Source organism: Nocardia sp. CC201C (assembly GCF_030010695.1).
Lineage (GTDB): Bacteria > Actinomycetota > Actinomycetes > Mycobacteriales > Mycobacteriaceae > Nocardia > Nocardia otitidiscaviarum.
Map to the genome: position 1 here is coordinate 1 of NZ_JASCXP010000257.1, position 10,466 is coordinate 10,466.

Here is a 10,466-nt window from a genome sequence, read left to right on the forward strand (position 1 = left end):
CGGGCAGGCCCGGCAGCGGTAGGCCGCCCCTGGTCTGCGAGAATGTTTGCTCGTGAAATCTTTCGAAGCCCTGTTCGCCGAGCTGCAGGATCGTGCCGTCAACCGACCCGAGGGGTCGGGCACCGTCGCCGCCTTGGACGCCGGCGTGCATGCGCAGGGCAAGAAGGTGCTGGAGGAGGCCGGGGAAGTCTGGCTGGCCGCCGAGCACGAGAGCGACGAATCGCTCGCGGAGGAGATCTCGCAGCTCCTGTACTGGGTGCAGGTGCTGATGGTGGGCCGCGGACTGCGGCTCGAGGACGTGTACCGACATCTGTGACGCGCCGAATCGCCGTACCCGCCGTACGGCCGAACCCCACTCGACCGCCGTCCGCACGTCCCCCCACCCGTCCCGAAAGGACACCCTATGCTTCGCGTCGCCGTCCCCAATAAGGGCGCACTCTCCGAATCCGCCGTCGCCATCCTGAGCGAGGCGGGCTACCGCAAGCGCACCGATTCCCGCGATCTGAGCGTCCTCGATCCCGCCAACCAGGTGGAATTCTTCTTCCTGCGGCCCAAGGACATCGCCATCTACGTCGGCTCCGGTGAGCTGGACCTCGGCATCACCGGCCGCGACCTCGCCCTGGACTCCGGTGCGCCGGTGCAGGAGCGGCTCTCGCTCGGCTTCGGCCGCTCCACCTTTCGTTACGCCGCACCGGCGGGACGCGAATGGAAGGTGGAGGACCTCTACGACAAGCGCATCGCCACCTCCTATCCGAATCTGGTGCTCGCGGATCTGGCCGCGCGCGGGATCGAGGCCGAGGTCATCCGCCTCGACGGCGCTGTGGAGATCTCCATCCAGCTCGGCGTGGCCGACGCCATCGCCGATGTGGTGGGCTCGGGCCGCACCCTGCGCCAGCACAATCTGGTGGCCTTCGGCGACTCGCTGTGCGATTCCGAGGGCGTGCTGATCGAGGCGAAGGGCGCGGACCAGCGCGACAAGACGCGCAACCAGCTGGTGGCCCGGGTCCAGGGCGTCGTCTTCGCTCAGCAGTACCTGATGCTCGACTACGACTGCCCCAAGACGCTGCTCGACGCCGCCGTGGCGATCACACCCGGACTGGAGTCGCCGACCGTCTCCCCGCTCACCGATCCGGACTGGGTGGCGGTGCGGGCGCTGGTCCCGCGCAAGAGCGGCAACGAACTCATGGACCGGCTGGCGGATCTCGGCGCGAAGGCCATCCTGGCCACCGACATCCGCTCCTGCCGCGCCTTCTGAGCACGGCCGCATCCACACAACCACATCACGATTCAGCACCCGCCGTGGCGATGCGCGGCGGGTGCTTGCTAGCGTGGCCTCGCGTCATCTTGCTTCACCCGTGTCATATCGATCGCTCGAACGACACCACGGAGGCTCGATGTTCATTCTGCGGAAGTCCTGCGTCGCAATCGTTCTCGGCACCGCCGCGGTTCTGACGGCCGTGCCGGGCGGTCCCGCGGCGGCCGAGGAGCTGCCCTGTCCCGCCCACGATCTCGGCGAGACCGTCATCTGGGACTGGACCCATCTGGCCATCTGCGATGACGGACGCTGGACCGTCCGCGCCTGCGCGCCCGGTACCACGGCGCGCCAGGACGACTCAGGCCACGCCTTCTGCGCCTGACCGCGCTGGGCCCGATTCCGCCGCGTCCGATTCCGCGATAGCCGCCGCGACACCCGGATACGGCGGCGGGGTGCCGCCGAACTCCGGGCACAGGGCGCGGTAGTCGCAGTAGTCGCACATCCAGCCCCGGTTGGGCGGGAAGTCGCCGGTCTTGGTGGCCGCGTCGATGGCCGCCCACAGCGCCGACACGATGCGCTGGAAGCGGCGCAGCTCGTCGGCATCCGGTTCGTAGGTGAGCGTCTGCCCGTCGGCCAGGTAGAGCAGCCGCAGCTGGGCGGGCACCACGCCGCGGGTGTGCAACAGGACCAGGGCGTAGAACTTCAACTGGAACAGCGCGCGGGCCTCGTAGGCCGGGGCGGGGGAGCGGCCGGTCTTGTAGTCGACGATGTGCAGGGCGTCGTCGGCCGCCCGGTCGATGCGGTCCACGATGCCGCGCACCGGCGAACCGTCGGGCAGTTCGGTTTCGAGGAAGAACTCCACCGACTCCGGATCGACGGTGGTCGGGTCCTCCAGCGTGAAGTACACGCGGACGAGGTCGGCGACCTCGGCCAGCAGCACCGGCAGGCCGCCGTCGGCCACCACGTCCGCCACCTCGGGCCGGTCGGCGATCAGGCGGGCCCACGCGGGCTCGACGAGGGCCGCGGCGGCCTCCGGTAGCCGATCGGTCGCCGGGAGCCCGAACAGGGCCTCGAGGACGGCATGCACCAGGGTGCCCCGCACCGCCGCCGTGGACGGCGGTTCCGGTATCCGGTCGATTGCCCGCAACCGGTATTTGAGCGGGCACTGTTTGAAATCGATTGCCCGCGAAGGCGACAGCGCGAGCGGCCGCCCCACGAACGGTTCGGTGGGCGGGGGCGTACCGCCCGCGGAATCCGGGGTCGTGGACGCGGGCACCTGCATACCTGGCAGGCTAAACCCAGGCACCGACACGGTGCGGCAGACGACGGCCGTGGCGACAGCGCGGCAAACGGCATGATCGGTCCGGCCCGGAGGCGGCAGCCTGCGTGACCACGGCGGGCCGGCGATCAAGCCCATGGATACTGGACAGGAGATACATGACGGCCAGACGGACCGGCCCGTTCCGCAGCGGTGACCGGGTGCAGCTGACCGACGCCAAGGGCCGCCAGCACACGGTGATCCTGGAGGAGGGCAAGGAGTTCCACACCCACAAGGGGCAGATCCGCCACGACGACCTCATCGGCGTCGACGAGGGCAGCGTGGTGAACTCCGCCAACGGCACGCCGTATCTGGCGCTGCGGCCGCTGCTCACCGACTACGTGCTGTCCATGCCGCGCGGCGCGGCGGTCATCTACCCCAAGGATGCCGCCCAGATCGTGCACGAGGGCGATATCTTCCCCGGTGCGCGGGTGCTGGAGGCCGGTGCCGGATCGGGTGCGCTCACCTGCTCGCTGCTGCGCGCGGTCGGCCCCGAGGGCAGGGTCATCTCCTACGAGGTGCGCGACGACCACGCCGAACACGCGGTCAAGAATGTCGAGAAGTTCTTCGGGGAACGCCCGGCGAACTGGGACCTCACCGTCGCCGACCTCGCCGAATACTCCGGCGACCAGGTCGACCGCGTCATCCTCGACATGCTCAAGCCCTGGGACGTCCTTGACACCGTGTCCAAGGCGCTCATCCCCGGCGGCGTGCTCATCGTCTACGTGGCCACCGTCACCCAGCTCTCCGAGGTGGTGGAGGCGCTGCGCCGCCAGCAGTGCTGGACCGAACCGCGCGCCTGGGAGTCGCTCATCCGGCCCTGGCACGTGGTCGGCCTCGCCGTGCGCCCTGAACACCGCATGCAGGGGCATACGGCGTTTCTGGTGAGCGCGCGGCGGCTGGCCGACGGCGTGGTGGCCCCCAAGCCACAGCGGAGGCCGTCCAAGGGCTGAGGGACGTGGCGATCATCCGTTGTCCGGCGCACCGTGCTGATCGGTGCGCGGACCGCGGGGTTGCTACGGCTGGCAGGCGGCGCGCGCCATGCCGAGGATGGTGCACGCGGAGGCGTCCGAGATCTTCCAGGTGCTGTCGTCGTACTCCCAGGTCATGGCCACATCGGGCATGGTGCCGTGCGGGCTGGTGACATCCACGTCGGCGTCGGCGCGGTCGCCGTCCTGCCGCACCTCGGTGACGGTGAAGGTGACCTGGTAGTTGGCCAGGCCCTGGTTCATCCGCTCGATGAGCGCGACCCGCTGGTCACCGTCGGTCACGAGTTTCGCCTTGTCGGCCGCGGGAACCGCCGGATCGGCGAACGTGGTCAGCGTGGACCGCAATTCCGCCGCGGTGACGGCGGGTGCGGCGGCATTATCGTCAGGTGCGACCGTGGTGGCCGAGACGCTGCCGGCAGCGGTCGTGGACCCGGAATCGGTGTCGTCCGAGCCGCAGCCCGCCAGGGTGCCGGTAACGGCGAGGGCCGCCGCGACGGTAGCCACGGAAACACGAAGCGTCCTTGTGGCGTTAACCCGGTAACGGGTACGACTGCTGGGAAGGAGCATCGATAGCACCCTTTCGGCTCGGTCGGCGAAATAGCTCGCCGGAAACAGGTTAGGGCAGGCTAACATGGTCGTCCGGCCCGGTGACCGCAGCCTAGATGTGATCACGACGAAACCATGTCGGAAAGCGGGAACGGCTTGTCCCCGGTAGCGTTGATAGACCGGGACTGGGAGGAGCAGCATCATGAGCCCCATCGAACATTCGGATTCGGCAGCCTGGAGGGAACTCGAGGTAGTACGCGCCGAGGCGGCTGCACTCCGGAGGCAACTCGCCGACACGCCGGATCGCACACGGGAATTGGAAGCCCGGGTGGATTCGCTGACAATTCGCAACACCAAGCTGATGGACACCCTCAAGGAGGCGCGGCAGCAACTGGTCGCCCTGCGCGAGGAAGTGGACCGCCTCGGGCAACCGCCCAGCGGCTACGGCGTTCTCATCGGGGTGTACGACGATCAGACGGTCGACGTGTTCACTTCTGGGCGCAAGATGCGACTGACGTGCTCACCGAATATCGACACCTCCGAACTCACCTACGGTCAGACCGTGCGCCTCAACGAGGCGCTGACCGTCGTGGAGGCCGGACATTTCGAGGCCATCGGTGAAATCGGCACGCTGCGCGAGATTCTCGACGACGGCCGCCGCGCGCTTGTGGTCGGCCATGCCGACGAAGAACGCGTGGTGTGGTTGTCCGGACCGCTCTCGGGTCTGGTCGACGTCGACAATCTGGACGATCCGGATTCCCCGATTCGCAAACTGCGGCCGGGTGATTCGCTGCTGGTCGACACCAAGGCGGGCTTCGCCTTCGAGCGCATTCCCAAGGCCGAGGTCGAGGACCTCGTGCTGGAAGAGGTGCCCGATGTCGACTACGAGGACATCGGCGGCCTGTCGCGCCAGATCGAGCAGATCCGCGACGCGGTGGAACTGCCGTTCCTGCACAAGGATCTGTTCCGTGAGTACGCGCTGCGGCCCCCGAAGGGTGTGCTGCTCTACGGCCCGCCCGGTTGCGGTAAGACCCTGATCGCCAAGGCCGTGGCCAACTCCCTCGCGAAGAAGATCGCCGAGGCGCGCGGTGAGGATGCCAAGGAAGCCAAGTCGTTCTTCCTCAACATCAAGGGCCCCGAGCTGCTCAACAAGTTCGTGGGTGAGACCGAGCGCCACATTCGCATCATCTTCCAGCGAGCCCGCGAGAAGGCCAGCGAAGGCACTCCGGTGATCGTGTTCTTCGACGAGATGGACTCCATCTTCCGCACTCGCGGTTCGGGCGTCTCCTCCGATGTGGAGACCACGGTCGTACCGCAGCTGCTGTCGGAGATCGACGGCGTGGAGGGCCTGGAGAACGTCATCGTGATCGGCGCGTCCAACCGCGAGGACATGATCGACCCGGCCATCCTGCGGCCCGGCCGACTCGACGTGAAGATCAAGATCGAGCGCCCGGACGCCGAGGCCGCGGCCGACATCTTCTCCAAGTACCTCACGGACGAATTGCCGCTGCACGCCGACGATCTCAACGAGTTCCCCGGCGACCGCGGCAAGTGCGTGCAGTCCATGATCGAGCGGGTCGTGGAGCGGATGTACGCCGAGAGCGAGGACAACCGCTTCCTGGAGGTCACCTACGCCAACGGTGACAAGGAGGTGCTGTACTTCAAGGACTTCAACTCCGGCGCCATGATCCAGAACATCGTGGACCGCTCCAAGAAGTACGCCATCAAGTCCGTCCTGGAAACCGGCAATCCGGGCCTGCGGCTCCAGCATCTCTACGATTCGATCGTGGACGAGTTCTCCGAGAACGAGGACCTGCCCAACACCACGAATCCCGATGACTGGGCCCGCATCTCGGGTAAGAAGGGCGAGCGGATCGTCTACATCCGCACCCTGGTGACGGGCAAGAACGCCTCGGCCAGCCGGGCGATCGACACCGAGTCGAATACGGGGCAGTACCTGTAAGCGGTACGACACGACGGGGCGCGCTTCCTTCGGGAGGCGCGCCCCGTCGCCGTCGCGGGGCCTACTCGCCGTCCCCAGCGGCCAATTCGGCCAGGATGGCGCGCAGCGATGCGCGGTGCTCGGGGGACAGGCGCGCGAACAGATCGCGGGCGGCTCGGCGGCGGGCATCGGACATGCGGGTCAGGACGGCGCGACCGGAGTCGGTGAGCGCCACCAGGGTGGCGCGGCGATTGGCCGGATCGGTGGCACGGTCGACCCAGCCCGCGGCTTCCAGGGCATCGACCACGGTGGTGGCGGAGCGGGGCACGATACCCAGGCGTTCGGCGAGCGCGGACATGCGCAGCGGTTCGGCGCTGTGGCCCAGAATGCGCAGGGCGCGCGCCTGGGCGGGGGTGAGGCCGAGTGGGGCGAGGTCGGCCTGCTGGGCACGGCGGATGCGGCGGGCGGTGCGCAGGAACAGCTCGGGCAGGTCGTCCTCGATGGCCTCCGTCATATTTGTGAGCATAGATCAATGTTCTGGGGAACAATATTGAGTCAAGCTCAGTTATAGCGGGGGTTCCCGTGGGAAGGAGGGTGCCGATGGCCGCCCGATCCGAACTGCGCCGGATCATCCGGCTCTTCCGCCCCTATCGGGCGCGTCTCGCGCTGGTGGGCGCACTGGTCGGCCTGTCGTCGCTGGTGGGTCTGGCCTCCCCGTTCATGCTGCGCGCGGTACTCGACGACGCGCTGCCGCACGGCCGCACCGGGCTGTTGACCCTGCTGGCGCTGGGCATGATCGCGGTGGCCGCGCTCACCTCGGTCTTCGGGGTCTGGCAGACCTATCTGTCCACCACGGTGGGGCAGCGCGTCATGCACGATCTGCGCACTGCCGTCTACGCACGGTTGCAGTCCATGCCATTGGCGTTCTTCACCGCCACCCGCACCGGCGAGGTGCAGTCGCGCCTCGCCCACGACATCGGCGGCATGCAGTCGACCGTCACCTCCACTGCGACCTCGCTCATCGCCAACTTCACCTCGGTGCTGGCCGCCGTCGTCGCCATGTTCGCGCTGGACTGGCGGCTCACGCTGATCTCACTGGCCATGCTGCCGTTCTTCGTCTGGATCAGCCGCCGAGTGGGGGCCGAGCGGCGGCGCATCACCGCGCAGCGACAGCGGCAACTGGCCGCCATGTCGGCCGTGGTGGAGGAATCGCTGTCGGTGAGCGGAATTCTGCTGGGGCGCACCATGGGTCGCGCCCCGGCGCTGGTGGACGATTTCGACCGGGAGTCGCGGTCGCTGGTGGACCTGGAGATCCGGTCCGGGATGGCGGGGCGGTGGCGGCAGTCCACCATCACCATCGTGATGGCGGCCATGCCCGCGGTGGTGTACTGGGCGGCCGGGCTGACCGCCGCGTCCGGGACGCCGCTGGTGTCCGTCGGCACGCTGGTGGCGTTCACGACCTTGCAGGCGGGACTGCTGCGGCCCGCCGTCATGCTGCTGTCCACGGGTGTGGAGGTGCAGAGTTCGCTGGCGCTGTTCGGCCGCATCTTCGAATACCTCGATCTGCGACCGGATATCACCGAACCCGAGCGGCCGGTCCCGCTGCCGGTGGCGGGCGTGACAGGCGCGGTGCGGTTCGAGCGGGTGGGCTTCGGCTACGACGCCGACCGGGAGGTGTTGCGCGATATCGATATCGACGTCCCGGCCGGTAGCGGCCTGGCGATCGTCGGTGAGACCGGTTCCGGGAAGACCACTCTCGGCTATCTGGTGGCGCGGCTCTACGACGCCACCTCGGGTCGGGTGACCATCGACGGCGTCGATGTGCGCGAGTTGAGTTTCGCCGACCTGGCCGCGGCCGTAGGGGTGGTCTCACAGGAGACCTACCTGTTCCATGCCACGGTGGCCGAGAATCTGCGCTTCGCCAAACCCGATGCCACCGACGAGGAACTGCGCGCCGCGGCACGGGCGGCCCGGATTCACGACCATATCGCGAGCCTGCCGCAGGGCTACGACACCCTGGTCGGGGAGCGCGGCTACCGGTTCTCCGGCGGTGAGAAGCAGCGCCTCGCGGTGGCCCGCGCCATTCTCCGCAATCCGCCGATCCTGGTCCTGGACGAGGCCACCAGCGCCCTGGACACCCGCACCGAACGCGAGGTGCAGGACGCCATCGACGCCCTGTCGGCCGGACGCACCACCATCACCATCGCGCACCGGCTCTCCACGATTCGCGACGCGGACCAGATCGTGGTGCTCGACCACGGCCGGGTGGTCGAGCGTGGCACCCACGAGGAACTGCTCGCGCGCGGCACCGCCTACGCCGATCTGCTGGCGCGCGACGGTGTGCTCGCACCGAGCGCGGCGGTGGCGGCGGGCACGGCATCGGTACCGGACTCGGCGCCAGGCGCGGGATCGGTCGGGGACGCGGAGTCGGTGACGGGTACGACACCTGCGGACCGCCCGGCGTTGGTGCGCTGAGGACTTTCCGGCGGGTCGTGGCGGGTCAGCTGATCCCGGGGAGGTAGCCCGGGTACACGAAGTGGCTGGGACCGCCGCCGGGCTGCGACGACCCGGTGATGTTCGGGAAGTTGAACGGCAGGCGGGCCAGCTTGTGTGGGTTGCCGTCCTGATCGGCCTGGTAGCACTCCATGATCACGCCGTGGAAGGCGGTGCACACGATGCGGGTGCTGTTGCCGTAGGGCGAGGTCAGGCGGTATCCGGTGTTCAGCGGATTCCAGTAGTCGAGATCGGTCGGGGTCAGGAACCCCTCGGCCTCGAAGACCGAGACCGGGCTGTTCGGCTGCTGCACCGGCCAGTCGTCGGCGGCGGCCGTACCCGTACCCAGGGCCAGGGCGGCCCCGGCGGTGACGGCGGCGGTCGCGGTGATGCGGGTGACGCTGCGGGCAATCGAAGTCATCGGCTCTCCCACTGTCTGCGATCGGTCACTATCGGTCGATCGGCGGTATGCCATCGCTGGGGAATCGAGGCTCGATCATGCCGCTGTTACGGGTGTCCGCGCTACCGATCGCGCGGATGCACCTCGGTTCCGGCCGCTGTGCTGCACGATCACCGTAACGAGCCGGCGGGCTGTCGTGATGTACCTCACGTCGGTGTGGTCGTCCGCGAACCTGGCGGGCGCGCACGTGCCGACCCGCGCGGGGTGGCCGTGCGGCCCGCGGCAGCGCCATGGGTCGCACGGCCCGGCGGCTACCCGTGGATCGGAGGCGGGACTCGGCGTGATCGCCGGGTGATGTCGCCGCGCGGCCGGTGTCATCAACTGTGCTGACGACGTGGTCCGTCGGAGGACGAGCGCACACCGGCTCGGATCGGCCCGGTTCGTCCGGTCGGGCGTTCCGGTCGACCTCCCAGGGTCAGCGTCGCAGGCGGCGGTAGGTCGGCGCGGCCTGGGCGGCGGCGGCCAGTTCGGCGGCGAGCCGGGGGGTGTCGCCGTCCGCGACGGCGGCGGGGGTGATGCGCAGATGGTCGGTGGCGGGCAGGCCGATCACCTCGAACGGGGTACCCGGGGCGGCCTTGATTCCGGCGGCGGCGAGGGAGATCATGGCGGCCGATTCGTCGAGCACGGGTAGCCACAGGTTGATGCCGTCGGCCGGGGATACCGAAATCCCGTGGCGGGACAGCTCTTTGCGCAGTGCCGTGGTGCGGCGGCGGTATTCGGCGCGTGCGGTGGCGACCCGGTCGCGGGCGGCGTCGTCGGTGAGCATGTGCAGCAGTACGCGCTGGAGCAGGCGACTGGACCAGCCGGGGCCGAGCATACGGCGCTCGATCACCGGGTCGAGCAATTCGGCCGGGCCGCCGACAATGGCCAGACGCAGGTCCGCGCCATGGGACTTGGAATACGAGCGCACGTGCACGGTGTGCCGCGGCAACCGGGTGCCCAGCGAGCGGGGTGGCGCGTGGGCGATGCCCGCGGAGTGGTCGTCCTCGATCACGACGAGATCGTGGGCGGCGAGCACATCGGCGAGGGCGCGCAGCCGGACAGCCGACAGTGACGTGCCCGTGGGATTCTGAGCGCGGGGTTGTAGCAGCAGCGCGGTCGGCGCGTGTTCGGCCAGCACCGCCGCGAGTTCGTCGGGCCGCATGCCCGACTCGTCCATCTCCACCGGGACCGCACGCGCCCCCAGCCGTGCCAGCAGATCGAGAAACGGTGGGAAGCACGGATTCTCGACCACCACGGCATCGCCGAGGCGCACCTGCGCGGTCAGCAGCCGGTCGATGGCGTCGAGCGCGCCGTCGAGCACCGTGAGCCGATCGGGCCGGAAAGGCCAGTCCGCGCGCACCACCCGCTCCAGCTCCGGCAGCATGGCCTCGCCCAGATAGGTGGCGGACAGGTCGTCGATGGAGTCGTCGTCGCCGAGTCGGCGCAGCGCCGCCGTGAGATCGGGCAGCAGCGCCGGATCC

The 10,466-nt window shown here is 69.0% G+C and carries 11 protein-coding genes; 6 read left to right on the top strand and 5 right to left on the bottom strand.

The features are described from left to right. The first annotated feature begins 34 nt into the window (after positions 1-34). The 3 genes from QK444_RS23870 to QK444_RS23880 all read left to right on the top strand — a co-directional run bounded on the left by QK444_RS23870 (position 35) and on the right by QK444_RS23880 (position 1,637). On the top strand, positions 35-316 hold the full coding sequence (locus tag QK444_RS23870; RefSeq protein ID WP_172544861.1) for a phosphoribosyl-ATP diphosphatase: 282 nt from the start codon (positions 35-37) through the stop codon (positions 314-316). A gap of 87 nt (positions 317-403) precedes the next feature. Beyond that, positions 404-1,255 carry an ATP phosphoribosyltransferase gene (hisG, locus tag QK444_RS23875; protein ID WP_282783864.1) on the top strand — a complete coding sequence of 284 codons (852 nt, stop codon included), beginning with the start codon at positions 404-406 and terminating at the stop codon, positions 1,253-1,255. Positions 1,256-1,394: 139 nt separating this feature from the next. Further along, on the top strand, positions 1,395-1,637 hold the full coding sequence (locus tag QK444_RS23880; protein WP_029923564.1) for a hypothetical protein: 243 nt from the start codon (positions 1,395-1,397) through the stop codon (positions 1,635-1,637). On the opposite strand, the gene QK444_RS23885 is transcribed toward QK444_RS23880, so the two are convergent. Beyond that, positions 1,614-2,537 carry a RecB family exonuclease gene (locus QK444_RS23885; RefSeq protein WP_282783867.1) on the bottom strand — a complete coding sequence of 308 codons (924 nt, stop codon included), beginning with the start codon at positions 2,535-2,537 and terminating at the stop codon, positions 1,614-1,616. The genes QK444_RS23880 and QK444_RS23885 overlap by 24 nt on opposite strands. 155 nt (positions 2,538-2,692) lie before the next feature. Between QK444_RS23885 and QK444_RS23890 the strand changes: the two genes are divergently transcribed. Further along, complete coding sequence (locus QK444_RS23890) at positions 2,693-3,526, top strand: tRNA (adenine-N1)-methyltransferase (RefSeq protein ID WP_039814532.1); 834 nt, start codon at positions 2,693-2,695, stop codon at positions 3,524-3,526. A 63-nt stretch (positions 3,527-3,589) separates the two neighbouring features. On the opposite strand, the gene QK444_RS23895 is transcribed toward QK444_RS23890, so the two are convergent. Continuing rightward, positions 3,590-4,066 (bottom strand): hypothetical protein, encoded by a 477-nt coding sequence (locus QK444_RS23895; protein WP_282783870.1) that lies wholly within the window; start codon positions 4,064-4,066, stop codon positions 3,590-3,592. A gap of 244 nt (positions 4,067-4,310) precedes the next feature. On the opposite strand from QK444_RS23895, the gene arc reads away from it, so the two are divergent. Next, positions 4,311-6,071 (top strand): proteasome ATPase, encoded by a 1,761-nt coding sequence (gene arc / locus QK444_RS23900; protein ID WP_029923568.1) that lies wholly within the window; start codon positions 4,311-4,313, stop codon positions 6,069-6,071. A gap of 61 nt (positions 6,072-6,132) precedes the next feature. Here the strand turns inward: arc and QK444_RS23905 are convergent, their stop codons facing one another. Then, the gene (locus QK444_RS23905; RefSeq protein ID WP_282783873.1) at positions 6,133-6,564 is read right to left on the bottom strand and encodes a MarR family transcriptional regulator; all 432 of its coding nucleotides are present in this window, start codon (positions 6,562-6,564) and stop codon (positions 6,133-6,135) included. Positions 6,565-6,650: 86 nt separating this feature from the next. On the opposite strand from QK444_RS23905, the gene QK444_RS23910 reads away from it, so the two are divergent. Then, positions 6,651-8,525, top strand: a complete 1,875-nt coding sequence (locus tag QK444_RS23910) for an ABC transporter ATP-binding protein (protein ID WP_282783875.1) — start codon at positions 6,651-6,653, stop codon at positions 8,523-8,525. A 25-nt stretch (positions 8,526-8,550) separates the two neighbouring features. On the opposite strand, the gene QK444_RS23915 is transcribed toward QK444_RS23910, so the two are convergent. Together QK444_RS23915 and QK444_RS23920 are read right to left on the bottom strand one after the other, a co-directional pair. Further along, positions 8,551-8,964, bottom strand: coding sequence for a hypothetical protein (locus tag QK444_RS23915; protein ID WP_282783877.1), 414 nt, complete (start codon positions 8,962-8,964; stop codon positions 8,551-8,553). A 454-nt stretch (positions 8,965-9,418) separates the two neighbouring features. After that, positions 9,419-10,466: aminotransferase class I/II-fold pyridoxal phosphate-dependent enzyme (locus QK444_RS23920; RefSeq protein ID WP_282783879.1), on the bottom strand; the 1,048-nt coding region annotated here is incomplete at its 5' end.

Excerpts from the sequence above, each read along its gene's own strand:
- QK444_RS23885 (WP_282783867.1), bottom strand. The coding sequence starts at position 2,537 with ATGCAGGTGCCCGCGTCCACGACCCCGGATTCCGCGGGCGGTACGCCC.
- arc (WP_029923568.1), top strand. The coding sequence starts at position 4,311 with ATGAGCCCCATCGAACATTCGGATTCGGCAGCCTGGAGGGAACTCGAG.
- QK444_RS23910 (WP_282783875.1), top strand. The coding sequence starts at position 6,651 with ATGGCCGCCCGATCCGAACTGCGCCGGATCATCCGGCTCTTCCGCCCC.
- hisG (WP_282783864.1), top strand. The coding sequence starts at position 404 with ATGCTTCGCGTCGCCGTCCCCAATAAGGGCGCACTCTCCGAATCCGCC.
- QK444_RS23880 (WP_029923564.1), top strand. The coding sequence starts at position 1,395 with ATGTTCATTCTGCGGAAGTCCTGCGTCGCAATCGTTCTCGGCACCGCC.
- QK444_RS23890 (WP_039814532.1), top strand. The coding sequence starts at position 2,693 with ATGACGGCCAGACGGACCGGCCCGTTCCGCAGCGGTGACCGGGTGCAG.
- QK444_RS23905 (WP_282783873.1), bottom strand. The coding sequence starts at position 6,564 with ATGACGGAGGCCATCGAGGACGACCTGCCCGAGCTGTTCCTGCGCACC.
- QK444_RS23915 (WP_282783877.1), bottom strand. The coding sequence starts at position 8,964 with ATGACTTCGATTGCCCGCAGCGTCACCCGCATCACCGCGACCGCCGCC.